Consider the following 13,316-nt stretch of genomic DNA (forward strand, 5'->3'; position numbering starts at 1 on the left):
TAATGGAAAAAAATATTATAACTGACTATTCAACAAATCAAAGTTATTGGTAGATTTCGCTTCACAACTTCGTATCTGACCAAATTGATTTTCACCACCGCAAGCTAAAATGGAATTTCCTATCGACTCAAAAACAAACAATGCCCTGGAAGTTGTTAAACTATAAGATTCTTTATTAAGTATACCAAGATTAGAAACTTTGTAACAGTCAGTCGGCTCTGTATAGATATTATTTTCAAATCTACCCCCGCCACAAATAATCACATCAGAACCTACTTTCACTGATCCATGCGCCCCACGAGATTCACCCATATTCCCGACCAGAGTGAAATTTCCTGTGCCAAAATCGTAAATTTCGACAGACTTGGAGTATGAATAATTTCCGTTTATATCAAAAGAATAACCACCTGACAAAACCACGCGATTATTATCTAAGAGATTGGCTGTATGATTGGAACGCGCAACAGACATTTGCTGTCCAACTAACGTAAAAACATTGGTAGCGGGATCAAAAAGTTCAGCCGAAGATAACGTTTCACTAATACCATCCCCTCCAAAAATCAAAACTTTTCCGTTATTTAATAAAGTAGCAGTATGCCTTCTACGCGAAAAATTCATATCATTGATTAATTCAAAAGAACTGGTTCCTGGATGGAAAACTTCTGCTGACTTCAACTTTTCTGATTGTTTTCCAAAGCCACCAGTGATCAAAACCCGGCCATCATTCAAAAGAGTTGCCGTATTGTGAGTTCTCGGTATATTCATTGGAGAAACGATAGAAAAAGAATTTATCGATGGATCATATACTTCCGAATCAGGAAGAATCAATCTACCGTCATAGCCTCCAATAATGAGAACTTTTCCATTCTGCAAAGTGACAGCTTCGTGCTGATATCTGCGTTTATTCATTGAACCCAAAAAAGAAACTCTATTTTCCGTTAATTTATAAACGTTAGCCATCATATTCGCTTTTTGGCTATCCCCTCCTACCAGTAAGACTTCTTTTTCTGAATATTTTGCAAACCTCTGTTGTGCCATACCGAAGGGAGACAGGGAATCGTTAATTAGAATTAGCCCCAAAAGGGACTTTTCCCGCTCTCCTTCTTCTTCTTTTTCCAGATCGATAAGACATTGGCAAAAAAGGAAGGAACATAAAAAACAAAATGAAAAAAATTTAACTAAATACATAAACCCTTCATCCCAAATAATCTTTATTGTATATAAATGCTATAGGCCGATTCATTCTAAAAAATCCACCAAGGTCCATAAAATAAAACTAATAAACCAAAATCGTTCCATTCACTTCATTACTGCATAAACTTCTGGCATTTGCAAGACCTAGCGAAGCAGGAAGAATGTATTCATTAATATAAATTATATTCGAAGAAATACATTTAAAATCTTTAGAATAATTCAAAGCACACTTATCAGGATATTTCGTTAATGAATGCCATTCGGTTATTATTTTATTTGGATCCAAACCTACGACCGTATAAACATTTACACAATATTGAGACAAACTTAACCCAATATTCTGGCTATCGATCACAGAATATCGGAATAACATGTTATTCATAGGGAGTGCCGAATTATAATCGTTTAAAATTTGATTCGCTAATAGTAGCAAAGAACTCCCCCTCCTTAGCATTTTATTTTCTTCTCTCAGATCATTGTTATCATTCAAATCAACACAATGAATGATAAACAAAAGTTGGATGGTTACTAAAAATATTTTTTTCATTGATTTACTGGCAAATAGCGATTTTTTGCTTTTTCTTCGGGAATACAAATTGTATTTTGTTGGCACGACCTGACACATTCTGTCCGTATTGTATTTGCATATTCGTTACCACCCCAAGGCCCTTGGAATACACTCATATCCATACACTTTTTAATACATTCTTTCTTTTCCTTGCAGTCGATGATCCAAGCTTGGTGCCGACCTGAATTCTCTATTTGCTTTTTGTCTTCTTTACTATAAATTGAATCCGAAACCAAAAAATAAAATGAAAATAGTAATAAGAATCGATAAACTTTCATATTCTTACTTAGGCTCATAAAATCCTTGTTAAACATCCTACTCATGGAAATCAAAACATTGCTAGGTCACAGGATTCGATTTCAAGTATCTCGCAATATGGTTTGTAAATGTTATGACCTTTGTCATTCATTCACTTACCTTAGAGACAATTCGATTCAATGAATTTTTATTTCACGCAAACTGCACAATTTTGAACATTATCAGCAAATTGTGACATATATGCTTCTCCTTGCGCACCGTAGTTAAAACCACTTGGCCTAGAGTAAAAACTTGTTTGAAGAGCAGTCAAACCACTGATAGTAGATGCGGAACATATCAAATTTGACACTCCAACTGTTGGAGTAGCTGATCGAATGTAAGGCATTTGCATATAACCAACATAAGCGGTCGTCCAACCAGTTGCGCATGATGTTGATCCCCAAGCGATATAGCTCGCTCCGACAGGAACATCTCCTCCGGCACCAGTTCCCATAAATGCGGAAAGCCCTAAAACAGCCATTAGTCCATTCTTCGCAGAGTCATTGTTTGCTTGAAATAGACCACATTGCAAAAATACAGAAAAACCAAAAATAATAGCTAATAATTTAATTTTCATTGGCACAGATTTAACTATTAAATTTAAAAATCAAGTGAATTCTATTCCTAAATTTTTATGAATCATTCCAATTCTTTCAATTGGTTTCAATTCCTGTATCAATCAATAAACAAACAAGGCAAATTACTAATTCATAAAACTTGCGGTGTATTTTCAAAATATTCCAATATTAAAGAATTGAAATTTCACTTCAGAAAAACGAAAGGGATACGGCGGGCGAAGGTCCGAAGGACGGAAGCGTTTAGCGCACCCCAGAGTAGCCCGGTCCCGAGGGATAGAAGGAAGGGATCACCAAACGGGTGTGATGGTTTTAGAGGAAGAGAGTTCGGGATTCGCCCGGGGGCTTGGTTTAGTTGTTATAGGGGGATGGGGAGAGGTAGAGAGGGAATGGATAGTAAGCGATTTTGTATAGTTTCAAATTAGAATAAACGAGTTTGTTAGTATATTCGGATATATTTAAATGAGTTTGGTTTTAGTAATTTCTAAGGGGAAATCAAAATCGCTACAGTCGGATTCCCTGGCGGGAATCGAAATGGTGCTGACTGGTGCCCCAGGAGGGAATCGACCTCTCTGCTGGTTCGCCGTCATGGCTCACCGGCGCGTCGAGGCACGGTTTTGTTCGTCGCCTCCCATCCGGGTCGGCTTGTCCAAACCATTGCTCCCTATGGGTCGCAACGTTTTGGCTCACAAAACTGTTCGATTCCCAGCTTGGTTGTGTTAGATGAGTTTGGTTTTTGGGTATGGGAAAAATTTGGTGCCCCAGGAGGGAATCGAACCCCCACTGTCGGTTCCGAAGACCGATGTTCTATCCGTTGAACTACCAGGGCGTGGTGACAGATGTAATGTCAGGATAGGGGGGGCCTGTCTTCGGGCAAATGATTTTTTGGAAGGGAGAGGGCCATACGCACAATGTAAAGGGCAAGGAGGATGGTCCAACCGATGAGAAAAAATCGCAAACAAAGGAAGATATAATAAATGGGTTTGGGTTCGCCGGGAACAATGAAAATGGTAAGGTCGCTTGCGGTAACGATATGGGAACCGGGAAATTTTTTACGGATGGAATCGAAGGCCTTACGAAAGTCCCCTAACCTTTCCGAGGGATCCAAATGAAAATCATTGGTATAACGTAGAGATCCTTCATCACCAAAAGCGTAAAAATGAGACTCCCATCCGAGAAAACTAAATTCAGCAGGAAAAGATCCGGGTGGATTTTTCAGAAAAAAATAGAGGGTTCCGCCTTCGTAAGAGAATGATGGGATTTGGCCTTCGAGGCGCAGTTTTTCTTTGCTAAATCCATCTTCATAAAAATCGGACCAGTCTCCCCATTGGTAAACGGTTTCGGAATCCTCTTTCCAAAGGAAACCTCCCAGGCTTGGAAGGGCTTCGAGGGAATTTGCAAAGGAAGTGAATTTTTGATTTTTAGATTTAATATCTGCTTTGTTAAGAGTTTGGGTTCGTAATATATTTTTTAATTGGATGCGAGTGTCACGGATTTCGGCGGAATTGGATTCGGTGATTCGTTTGCGAATCTCGGTTTCTTCTTTGCGGAAGGGATTGGAGAATACAACTTCAGAAAGGGAATAAATGAATTCGGTCAATGGATCTTTTGTTTCAGTCTGTGTTTCTGAAAACAGAGGACTAAGGCCTACCAGAGAAAGGAATAGGATGATTAAAAAATAGATTCTCATCTCTTTACCTATCGGCCAAATTGGGAAGAATGATGAACTGTAGCATCTGTGATGCCCATAAAAATAAAACAGAAACCCTATTCCAAAATGAGGATTGGATTCTCAGAAAAGCAGAACAAAACCTAGAAGGGTATTTGTATTTGGAACACCGTAGTCATGTGGAGTCCTGGTTTGGGCTTGGGATCTCTGTGTTTGAAAATTATGGACGAGCCATCCACAAAGCCACGGAAATTCTAAAAGAATACAATCCCGAAAAAATGTACATTGTGGCCATTGCCGAAAGAGTGCCTCATTTGCATGTACATCTCATCCCTCGGTATGAAAACCAGGACAAGGGCCTTGAGCATATTGCCAAAGCCACAGGACCCGGATTTCCGAAACCTATGTAAACAAAAACCATTGAGAAAAAAAGGTAGGTTTTTTAAAAAACCTACCTATGATTTTTCTTGTGGTTTTAGAAAGACATCCAACAAGCCAAGTTCCCAAGTATTCCTCAAGTGATCTTACGGACTTACAAGAAAGATTTTTCTTGTTACAAAGAGAAAGTGCCAACCAGAAGATTGCCCATATTTTTTTGTTAGAAGGTTTTGCCTCCACAGGTAAAGGTTCCATCTTACAATCATTAACCATTCGTTTGGATCCCAGAAAGTTCAAAGTGCATTCTCCCTACGTGGACCAATCGGAAGACAAAGGTTATCCCTTCCTTCGGAATTTTTGGAGAGTGGTGCCTCGGTATGGGGAGTTTTTATTTTGTCTGAACACCTACTACAGCCGCCTCGCCTACCTTCGTTCCGAAAAAAAAATTGGTCTTTCGGAATACGACCAAAGGTTGTTATCCATTCTCAATACAGAACGAATCCTTTCTAAAGACAAAATCTTGGTTCATAAATTCTTTTTGCATATTTCTAAAAAAGACCAAAAGAAACGTTTGGAAGATTCCAAAAAGAAAAAAAAAGAATGGGAACTTACAGACTTTGATAAAGACCAAGGAGAACATTACAACCGTTACTTCGAGATCTTTGATTCGATTTTGAGCGCTTCGAGAACCATCGACTCCCCCTGGCAAATCATCACGAGCGATAAAAAGGAAGACACCAAACTTTTAGTATTTGAAGCCATCATCGAAAGACTGGAACGGATTTTACAATTTGATTCGCGCGCCGCTCTCCAATCGATCAATCACGGAACGGAGCTCATCCCATGAAATCCAATCAAATACAATCTCGCATTTTACATTTAAACCAATTAGACAATACCCAAACACTATCCCCTGACGAATACCAGGCGAAGATGAAGGTTCTAAAAAACAGAATTCGTGAACTTACTTTTTTATCCAAATCCAAAGATAGACCGATACTTTTGGTATTTGAAGGATGGGATGCTGCTGGAAAAGGCGGGGCCATTCGTCGCCTGACACAAGAAATCGACCCAAGACTATTCGAAGTTCATAATATTTCGGCCCCTAGTTCCGAAGAGATCCAACACCACTACCTATGGCGATTCTGGAATCGAATCCCCAAAAAAGGACAGATTGGAATTTTTGATCGTTCTCATTATGGCCGTGTCCTTGTGGAACGGGTGGAGGGATTTGCTTCCGAATCCGAATGGTCAAGGGCCTATGAAGAAATATTACTTTTCGAAGAACAATTGTTAGCTTTCGGAACCATCATTATTAAATTTTGGCTCCATATCGACAAGGAAGAACAACTCGTTCGGTTTGAATCTAGAAAAAACGATCCCCTCAAAAGGTGGAAACTTTCGGACGAGGATTGGCGCAATCGCGATAAATGGGCCCTCTACGAAGAAGCCGCAAACCAAATGTTCCAAAAAACCAATGCCCCAAAAGCCCCTTGGGTTTTAGTTCCTGCCAATGACAAATACTTTGCAAGGAAAACAGTTTTGGAATCGGTTGTGGAACGTTTGGAAGAAGAATTGGAGTGATGGATTCAGGTTTCCAAAATTCAATAGATGAACGTTCCAAATTTTTGGGCAAGTCCCGAAACTATTACAAATCATAAACATCACTGCCGTTTGGCGATCCATTTTTAGTTTTTCTTCGGGAACGGGCTACTCTGGGGTCCGCGTTCGCTCCCGTCTGACATTCGTCAGACCAAGCCCGCCGTATCCCTCTTGCGGGAATTAAGACCAAATCGTTTTTAATCCAGAAATTTTATAATTCTTTATCTCTGAATCTTTAGAAATGAAGGTAAGCTTTCTTGTTATGCATTGCCAGATAAGCATTCGATCAAAAGGATCTTTATGGAAATCTTCTTTCAGATTATGATAAGAAGAGGCTTCTTCCTGGTTCAGTTCGATTATGTTGATATTTAATTTTTCAAGTAGTCTGGGGATCTCCTCTGGTTTAAAGCCAGAGAGTTTTAGTTTGCCGAGCCTAAATTTTAAAGAAATTTCCCATAAGGAAATCGCACTCACTAAAATCTGATTTTCTTGATCCTGAACGATAGTTACAATCTTTTTACTCAATTGTTTTGAATCGCCAATAACCCAGAGTAAAGCATGAGTGTCTAAAAGATAAGCCATTAAATATTTAAGAAATCCTCTTCCGTAATAGAAAAATCTTTATCAAAAGATATTTTGACTTTTCCATCAAGTAGTCCAATTTTTCTTTTTGTATCAGTTTTTTGATCGATGGGAACGATCATAGCGATTGCTTTTTTGTTTTTTCCAAAAAGAATACCAACCTTCTCCCCTTTCTTGACGGATTCAAGAACTTCGGAGAAGTGAGATTTTAGTTCGCCAACGGCATAAGACTTCATAGTAGTTTTACTATGATTGCAACTTGACAAGTTGTCAAGCTAATATTCCTTCGATAATCCCAATTAGATTTTTACCCATTGCGCATAACACCAATTCAGTTTCCTATTCGACCGAATCAAAAAATAAACCTTCTCTATTCATACCGATTCACTTGGAGATCGATAAAATCTAAAGATTTGATAACGGGGCCACAATAGGTAAGACCGAGCACTAGTCCAAGGCCCGAAGGACCTTCCAATAAATGCCAAAAAGAAATATGACTGTTCCGAGTGGATCCTTTACGCAAATCCATTTCCAGAATTCCCTTTTTTGTAATATCGATTCTTGGACATACGGCTGCATTCTCTGAAATCCATTCACATTGGTCTTTATGATAAAAATCAAGGGGATGAAAGGGATCGAATGGTTCCTGAAACCGGAACCCATGGTAAATTTTTAATTCACTGTAATTACAATCGAAAAAAGAAGATTCAGCATAACGAACCTTGGAGATGGCAAAATAAAAACCAAGATCCAGTTGGATGGGAAAGTTTTGCTTATTACTATTCAGCAATCCTGATTCCTCCTTCCAATGGCCTTCAGGATTACAGTCGTAATCACTAAAACATTTCTCTGGATTTTGGAAGAGTTTAGTTTGTATCGAAAGTCCACCATCATACAGGGATGTTTTGAATTTAAAATATCCATAATCCGAATGCATAAGTCTAGCATTTGGGTTTTCCTTTTGGGAAGAACCCTTACACAGGGAAATGGATAGAAAGACCCAAAGGAAAAGGATTGGGACAAAAAATGAACCTAATGATTTTGCTTTGTACATTTAAAAATTGATGCTAGGAAATGAAGAAATGCTTCACAACCAAACGAAATCTACCACCTAACCATAAGATTCTTTAGTAGATTTACTATTGCAATAGAAAATTCTCCTCTTTTTCTGATTTACTATGTAATGGAAACTGAAACCATCAACTCATGTCTCCCGAAAGATCCTTAGATTATGCGCAGATGGTTTTGGATAACTCCTCCGATGCGATTGTGCTTATGGGTCTAGACTATTCCGTTCTTGCTTTTAACCAAAGCATTCAGGACACCCTCAAAATCTATTCCGGTAGAGTATTAAAAATTGGGGATGATTACAAAAGTTTTGTTACGGAACAGGATAAAGATGTTTTTTTTGATATCTTCCAAAGGGCCATTGCAGGCGAATCCATTCAATTCGAAAGACATTCCGACCACAAGGGCATTTCTATTTGGTTTGAATACAGAATCAATCCAACCTATGATAAAGAAAAACACCTTCTCGGTGTATGTCTGCGTGCAAAAAATATTGATATCCGAAAGAAAATGGAAATCAAAATCCAAGAACAAATCCATGAATTACAAGAGATTGCAAGAATCCAATCTCACGAAATACGAAGGCCCCTTGCTAATATTTTGGGCCTCTTGGAACTTTTAGAGTCGGGAATGCCCGAAGACAAAATCAATGAAATCCATTCCTATTTAAAGGAATCAGCTAAAGATTTAGATCTTTTGGTTTGTGAGATTGTCAAAAGAACAGCCATTAGTTTTTCTAAATAACAAAATTTCCAATCTGTATACTACTAGTTTTTTAATCTGTATACATACAGATGACCCCCTTTCTGATACACTAAATTTATGTTTGAAACAATATACATAGTGGATGCCTTTACCCATTCTTTGTTTTCGGGAAATCCAGCAGCAGTCCTTGTTCTAGATCGATGGCCGGGTGATGTCTGGATGCAAAACATTGCAAAGGAAAACAATCTTTCCGAAACTGCCTTTGTCGTTCGCGAAGAGAACCAATACCGAATTCGTTGGTTCACACCAACGGTGGAAGTGGATCTCTGCGGCCATGCGACTCTTGCTTCGGCCTATGTTCTAAAGAATCATTACAAGGAAACGAGAGAGAAGTTTGATTTTGTTTCTAAGTCGGGAATTTTATCTGTCTCGGTAGATGAAAATTTAATTTACCTAAACTTTCCCACCTACCCCCTATTCCAACGAAGCCAATCCATTAACCCCAACCAATTGGTTTCTGTTCTCGGAAAAGCACCAGTCGAAGTTTGGGAAGGAAACGATACCATCTTTCTCTATACCTCCTCTTCTGATTTAGTTCTTCTGAACCCAGACTTTCCAAAACTAAGTGAACTACCAACAAACAGGGGCTATATTGCCTTATCCATCAATGGTTTGGAAAATGGGGAGCCTGATTATGAATTTCGTTTCTTTGGACCAGGACTCGGAATTCCTGAAGATCCAGCAACGGGATCGGCTCATTGCAGTTTGTCTCCCTTTGTAAGGGAGAGGCTTGGAAAAAATAGAATGAAAAGTCGACAAAGATCCAATCGAGGAGCCGAGTTTTTGATCGAATGTTTGGGAGAACGAGTCTCGATTGGAGGATCGGCTGTTTTGTACTTACGAGGAGAAGTGGCAAAAGAAAAAGCTTGATAGGGTGACAGGGATTCAAAGTTCTAAAGACCAAAACATTAGGCCAGCGATTGCAGCGGATATCCTTTCCCCACGGGAAAGATAGGAGCGGAAAGCGCGGTCGCCTGACTTGCGATTAATCTATATTCACAAAGGCATTGGCGAGGCGCAAAAAAAAATCCACGAACCATTCCCCCTAAAAAACGGGAATGGTCGGAATTTAAACTCTTTTATCACCTAGCCATAGTTATATAGATCAAAATTTATTTAGAAGTTCTTGTGAAAACTCCGTCCCAACCTGGCGGCGGTGGATTTTTAAATAAAGCCTGACACCGTTTGATGAGAAGCCTGCTTGTTACATCCGGCGACCCATAAATTTCGGATACCTTTTCAAAAGAGGCAATGGCTTTTTCCCATTCGCGGTTCAGATAGAATTGGAAACCTTCTTCATATTTCTGTTCGGCTTCTAAAATTTGTGGGGTCAGTTCGGAAACGAGAGATACCAAACTATAAATTTTAACAGGGGCTTCCTTCCCTTTCACACGAATCCAATCCAAAAATCGAAAATGAAACTCAAGGCTACAAGCGGACTCAATACTTTCGGAAACAAGAATGGAAACTCCATAATCTTTAGCTGCTGCTTCGAGCCTTGCTGCCAAGTTGACTGTGTCTCCCATCATTGTGTAAGATGCCAAACTATCTGTTCCCATAAAACCGACCTTAGCTGGTCCACAGTTGAGTCCAATCCGAAACGCCATCTCTCTTGCGGTTTCGGTATAATCCATTTTTTCTTTCCAACCGGACCTTAGAACTTCTAACTCACTGACCATTTCGAGGGCTGTTTTACAAGCAAGCCTTGGATGTTCTTTGTTTTGGATGGGGGCACCAAAAATTCCAACGATGGCATCTCCAATGTATTTGTCCAAAGTCCCTGAATTGGATTTGAGAATTTTTGTCATCGCAGACAAGTATTCGTTCAGAAGTCGAGCAAGGTCACTGGCACTGAGTTCTTCACTAATAGACGAGAAACCTGCCACATCGGAGAAAAATGCCGTGATCTCCCACTCTCCCCCTTTTTTCAAAGTATCCATGTCTTCTAGGGCTTCACTCACAACCCCAGGATCGACTAAGTTTCGTAAGATGCTATTAAACTTTCTTTTTTCTTTTCCTTCCGTATAGGTTAGATAAGCAAATCCCATAAGATAGGAAAGTGGGAAGGCGATAATAAAGGAAGAAGTAGCAAGCACCAGATCAAGTCGGTATAAAAAGTAAAATAGGCCCACAAACATGGAAATGGCGAGAATGGGGTATAAGTTTCTCAACAGATGCACTTGATTGACAAAAAGGATGATGACCCCGATGATCAGAATGAATAGAGTGAAAGCGATCCCCCAGATTTCGGGAAGTTCGCGTAACATATGTCCTTCGATCAAATTGGAAGCAAACACAGCCTGAGCTATCACACCAGGAAAGAGACCATGGGGTGTGACCACATCGTCATGAGTGGAAGCGGCAGAGGTTCCGATAAGAACAATTTTGTTTTCAAAAACGGAAGGAGGAACGAGGAGTTTTTCCGGATCTTCTACTTCATTGGCATTCAACTCATTTAAAGATTCAATGATTCCCGCTGCCGAATAACGTGGGATATTTCGTAGCTCTGCTTCTGTATAAAAATAAGCACGAACTAGGCCATCTTTCCCGAGAGGAATTTCCCTTTCCACTCCCTCTTTTTGGATTCGGAAATGACCTTCCTTCCATTCCGTTTCGTAGTTTCCGCCGGTGGCAAATGCTTGTAAGGCGAGAGTGGGAAAGTGTTTGTCTTTCCAACGAATGAAAGGAGTAAACCTCCGAAGGATCCCATCACTATCAGCAATCACATTCACCACATGGAGCATGGGTGCCGTTTCCCCTACTTGACCAATGGGAAAGGCCGCATTTTCATACCGAGGGAAAGGTATGTCGGATGGCAGGGGAACATCAAACTTTTCGGATATGATTTTTTCCCCCGTTCTTGGAACAACAATCCCACCATCTCGAAAATTGGCCGCATGAGATATCTCACCTAAATTGACATTGGCCGCCACAAGAGCATCGTCATAATCCGAACGTTCGGTAAACATAATGTCGATGATGGTGACTTTGGGTGGATAGATGAGTTTCGTATAACCAATGAGAGTGGGATAAATATGCCTTTTCCAAGGCCACTGTCCAAGCTCTGGATGGTCGGCGTATTTTGCGATACTTAGTTCATCGATATCGATGATGATGATGTCTTTAGAAAAACTATGGTGGGAAGGAAATAAATGAAAAAGAGAATCTGATAACTTTCGATTAAGAGTATTCGAAAAACCGAATATAGATAACAATCCCAAAATGGTTCCGGGAATCAGAACCATTAGAAAAAACGGCAGGAGGTATTTTTTTTGTTTCATGGTTTTAGTTTGGGTTTGAATTCACTCCAACGATCTTTAACAAATGCTGAATTCTCAGTGGAAACAGACGATTCAAAAAACACTAATTTGGCGATGCGAATGGTAGTGTCTGGATGTGTTTTTTTAAAGGAATCGGTTCCTTCTGATTTGGAAAGAGTGATTAAATAATTTGATAACCCGATAGGAGAATATCCGGCTTGGCTTGCAAGTCCCACTCCCGCCTCATCCGCTTCCAATTCTAATTTTACGTCGCGGCCTGTTTCGAATAATTGTTTTTCCATTTCGTCAAGGGCCGCAGAAGCTACCGCATTCACTACCTCGCCGCCAGGAGGGGCGAGAAGGCCGGATAGGATGTCTAAAAACAAATTCGATTGTTTGAATTCTCCGTTATGAAAGAGTACAATGTGTCCCATTTCGTGTCCGATAATTCCTGCAAGTTCCGATTCGGTTTGGATTTTTTTCAGACTGCCTGTCGTTAAAAATATGAAACCACCGGGGCAAGCAAAGGCATTGATCTCTTGAGATTCAATGACACCCACTCGAAAACTCAAATCTTTACGAGAAGAAACAGCGGCAATCCGTGCGGCCACAGTGTTTAGATAACTTGTGAGTTCCGTATCTTTTACGATGGGGTATTTTTTTAATAACCGAGCGGCAAGAGATCGACCGAGTTTCACCTCGGCCTGTGTTTCTTTTAAAACACTGGGTTCTGAATTAGAAAATAAGGAATTTGTAATGGATTGGTTTTCCTCTTTTGCTGTTCCTTGAGGAGGACTTACACTGGCAGTGGTAAAGGGAACGGACTCAAGCCAACGCAAAGATTCGAAGTCATATAAATCCCCTTCTCCTCTGACCCTCATCTTTTGAGTTTCCGAAAGTCCCCGTGCTGCTGCTGTCTTTGTAAAATCCGATGCCCTTTGTCTTGCGACCACGGCTTCCGAAGAATTGGAAGTGACACCGAGTTTGATTTGGTTTCCAGGAGGAAGAGGTGATACAAATAATTTCGAGACCCAACCAGAACGATCCTGTGACCGAACTTGAACAAAAAGTCCTTGTTCGCTGATGGGTGAAAGTGCCTCTCCCATCTGCAAAGGAAATCCATCCGCACTGAGCTTGGGTTGGGAAAGGAGTTTCGCCTTTGTGCTTTGTACGTATACATTGCCCTTAGCGATCAGTGTTTGTGCTAAAAAAAGAAACAAAAAGGTGTGAGATAGTGCTCTCATGCAAGAAATTATGTTTTTTCACTAACTGTTTGAATACTCTTTTTTTATTGAAAGACTTTAGAATTGACATTTCCTTTCGCACTCATGAAATGAACGCGTGATGAATCATCTTTT

At 40.0% G+C, this 13,316-nt stretch carries 15 protein-coding genes and 1 tRNA gene; 5 read left to right on the plus strand and 11 right to left on the minus strand.

Annotation, left to right across the window (positions count from 1 at the left end; genetic code table 11):
• Window positions 1-15: 15 nt before the first annotated feature.
• The 6 genes from JWG41_RS03905 to JWG41_RS03930 form a co-directional block, all read right to left on the minus strand.
• Entirely contained in the window at window positions 16-1,188 is a 1,173-nt protein-coding gene (locus JWG41_RS03905; RefSeq protein WP_205268628.1) for a Kelch repeat-containing protein, read from the minus strand.
• A gap of 88 nt (window positions 1,189-1,276) precedes the next feature.
• On the minus strand, window positions 1,277-1,741 hold the full coding sequence (locus JWG41_RS03910; RefSeq protein ID WP_205268629.1) for a hypothetical protein: 465 nt from the start codon (window positions 1,739-1,741) through the stop codon (window positions 1,277-1,279).
• Window positions 1,738-2,040 (minus strand): hypothetical protein, encoded by a 303-nt coding sequence (locus JWG41_RS03915; RefSeq protein WP_205268630.1) that lies wholly within the window; start codon window positions 2,038-2,040, stop codon window positions 1,738-1,740. The genes JWG41_RS03910 and JWG41_RS03915 overlap by 4 nt, the downstream gene beginning before the upstream one ends.
• 167 nt (window positions 2,041-2,207) lie before the next feature.
• On the minus strand, window positions 2,208-2,636 hold the full coding sequence (locus JWG41_RS03920; RefSeq protein ID WP_205268631.1) for a hypothetical protein: 429 nt from the start codon (window positions 2,634-2,636) through the stop codon (window positions 2,208-2,210).
• A 752-nt stretch (window positions 2,637-3,388) separates the two neighbouring features.
• Window positions 3,389-3,463 (minus strand) — tRNA-Arg (locus JWG41_RS03925).
• An 18-nt stretch (window positions 3,464-3,481) separates the two neighbouring features.
• The gene (locus tag JWG41_RS03930; protein WP_205268632.1) at window positions 3,482-4,324 is read right to left on the minus strand and encodes a hypothetical protein; all 843 of its coding nucleotides are present in this window, start codon (window positions 4,322-4,324) and stop codon (window positions 3,482-3,484) included.
• 32 nt (window positions 4,325-4,356) lie between these two features.
• Here JWG41_RS03930 and JWG41_RS03935 point away from each other — a divergent pair, with 32 nt between their 5' ends.
• From JWG41_RS03935 to JWG41_RS03945, 3 genes are read left to right on the plus strand one after another with little or no spacing between them, the layout of a single operon-like run.
• On the plus strand, window positions 4,357-4,713 hold the full coding sequence (locus tag JWG41_RS03935) for an HIT family protein (RefSeq protein ID WP_205268633.1): 357 nt from the start codon (window positions 4,357-4,359) through the stop codon (window positions 4,711-4,713).
• 47 nt (window positions 4,714-4,760) lie between these two features.
• On the plus strand, window positions 4,761-5,528 hold the full coding sequence (locus JWG41_RS03940; protein ID WP_205268634.1) for a polyphosphate kinase 2 family protein: 768 nt from the start codon (window positions 4,761-4,763) through the stop codon (window positions 5,526-5,528).
• The gene (locus JWG41_RS03945) at window positions 5,525-6,265 is read left to right on the plus strand and encodes a UDP-galactose-lipid carrier transferase (protein WP_205268635.1); all 741 of its coding nucleotides are present in this window, start codon (window positions 5,525-5,527) and stop codon (window positions 6,263-6,265) included. The genes JWG41_RS03940 and JWG41_RS03945 overlap by 4 nt, the downstream gene beginning before the upstream one ends.
• Window positions 6,266-6,463: 198 nt before the next feature.
• Here the strand turns inward: JWG41_RS03945 and JWG41_RS03950 are convergent, their stop codons facing one another.
• From JWG41_RS03950 to JWG41_RS03960, 3 genes are all read right to left on the minus strand, one after another.
• A complete protein-coding gene (locus tag JWG41_RS03950) occupies window positions 6,464-6,865 on the minus strand; it encodes a type II toxin-antitoxin system VapC family toxin (protein WP_205268636.1) in 402 nt (133 codons plus the stop codon).
• Window positions 6,865-7,101: a type II toxin-antitoxin system Phd/YefM family antitoxin gene (locus tag JWG41_RS03955; protein ID WP_205268637.1), complete on the minus strand. Its 237-nt coding sequence runs from the start codon at window positions 7,099-7,101 to the stop codon at window positions 6,865-6,867. Before JWG41_RS03955 ends, JWG41_RS03950 begins: the two co-directional genes overlap by 1 nt.
• Before the next feature lie 134 nt (window positions 7,102-7,235).
• Entirely contained in the window at window positions 7,236-7,802 is a 567-nt protein-coding gene (locus JWG41_RS03960; protein WP_205268638.1) for a hypothetical protein, read from the minus strand.
• A gap of 269 nt (window positions 7,803-8,071) precedes the next feature.
• Here JWG41_RS03960 and JWG41_RS03965 point away from each other — a divergent pair, with 269 nt between their 5' ends.
• Entirely contained in the window at window positions 8,072-8,677 is a 606-nt protein-coding gene (locus JWG41_RS03965) for a histidine kinase dimerization/phospho-acceptor domain-containing protein (RefSeq protein WP_205268639.1), read from the plus strand.
• A gap of 78 nt (window positions 8,678-8,755) precedes the next feature.
• Window positions 8,756-9,568, plus strand: a complete 813-nt coding sequence (locus JWG41_RS03970; protein ID WP_205268640.1) for a PhzF family phenazine biosynthesis protein — start codon at window positions 8,756-8,758, stop codon at window positions 9,566-9,568.
• A gap of 242 nt (window positions 9,569-9,810) precedes the next feature.
• Here JWG41_RS03970 and JWG41_RS03975 read toward each other — a convergent pair whose 3' ends face one another.
• Window positions 9,811-11,979 (minus strand): adenylate/guanylate cyclase domain-containing protein, encoded by a 2,169-nt coding sequence (locus JWG41_RS03975; RefSeq protein WP_205268641.1) that lies wholly within the window; start codon window positions 11,977-11,979, stop codon window positions 9,811-9,813.
• The gene (locus JWG41_RS03980) at window positions 11,976-13,202 is read right to left on the minus strand and encodes a M48 family metalloprotease (protein ID WP_205268642.1); all 1,227 of its coding nucleotides are present in this window, start codon (window positions 13,200-13,202) and stop codon (window positions 11,976-11,978) included. Before JWG41_RS03980 ends, JWG41_RS03975 begins: the two co-directional genes overlap by 4 nt.
• Between the last annotated feature and the right edge of the window lie 114 nt (window positions 13,203-13,316).

This window comes from Leptospira chreensis (assembly GCF_016919165.1).
Classification (GTDB): domain Bacteria; phylum Spirochaetota; class Leptospiria; order Leptospirales; family Leptospiraceae; genus Leptospira_A; species Leptospira_A chreensis.

Bases quoted from the DNA above. Each gene is read 5' to 3' on its own strand.
- JWG41_RS03905 (WP_205268628.1), bottom strand. From the start codon at position 1,188: ATGTATTTAGTTAAATTTTTTTCATTTTGTTTTTTATGTTCCTTCCTT.
- JWG41_RS03910 (WP_205268629.1), bottom strand. From the start codon at position 1,741: ATGAAAAAAATATTTTTAGTAACCATCCAACTTTTGTTTATCATTCAT.
- JWG41_RS03915 (WP_205268630.1), bottom strand. From the start codon at position 2,040: ATGAAAGTTTATCGATTCTTATTACTATTTTCATTTTATTTTTTGGTT.
- JWG41_RS03920 (WP_205268631.1), bottom strand. From the start codon at position 2,636: ATGAAAATTAAATTATTAGCTATTATTTTTGGTTTTTCTGTATTTTTG.
- JWG41_RS03930 (WP_205268632.1), bottom strand. From the start codon at position 4,324: ATGAGAATCTATTTTTTAATCATCCTATTCCTTTCTCTGGTAGGCCTT.
- JWG41_RS03935 (WP_205268633.1), top strand. From the start codon at position 4,357: ATGAACTGTAGCATCTGTGATGCCCATAAAAATAAAACAGAAACCCTA.
- JWG41_RS03940 (WP_205268634.1), top strand. From the start codon at position 4,761: ATGATTTTTCTTGTGGTTTTAGAAAGACATCCAACAAGCCAAGTTCCC.
- JWG41_RS03945 (WP_205268635.1), top strand. From the start codon at position 5,525: ATGAAATCCAATCAAATACAATCTCGCATTTTACATTTAAACCAATTA.
- JWG41_RS03950 (WP_205268636.1), bottom strand. From the start codon at position 6,865: ATGGCTTATCTTTTAGACACTCATGCTTTACTCTGGGTTATTGGCGAT.
- JWG41_RS03955 (WP_205268637.1), bottom strand. From the start codon at position 7,101: ATGAAGTCTTATGCCGTTGGCGAACTAAAATCTCACTTCTCCGAAGTT.
- JWG41_RS03960 (WP_205268638.1), bottom strand. From the start codon at position 7,802: ATGCATTCGGATTATGGATATTTTAAATTCAAAACATCCCTGTATGAT.
- JWG41_RS03965 (WP_205268639.1), top strand. From the start codon at position 8,072: ATGTCTCCCGAAAGATCCTTAGATTATGCGCAGATGGTTTTGGATAAC.
- JWG41_RS03970 (WP_205268640.1), top strand. From the start codon at position 8,756: ATGTTTGAAACAATATACATAGTGGATGCCTTTACCCATTCTTTGTTT.
- JWG41_RS03975 (WP_205268641.1), bottom strand. From the start codon at position 11,979: ATGAAACAAAAAAAATACCTCCTGCCGTTTTTTCTAATGGTTCTGATT.
- JWG41_RS03980 (WP_205268642.1), bottom strand. From the start codon at position 13,202: ATGAGAGCACTATCTCACACCTTTTTGTTTCTTTTTTTAGCACAAACA.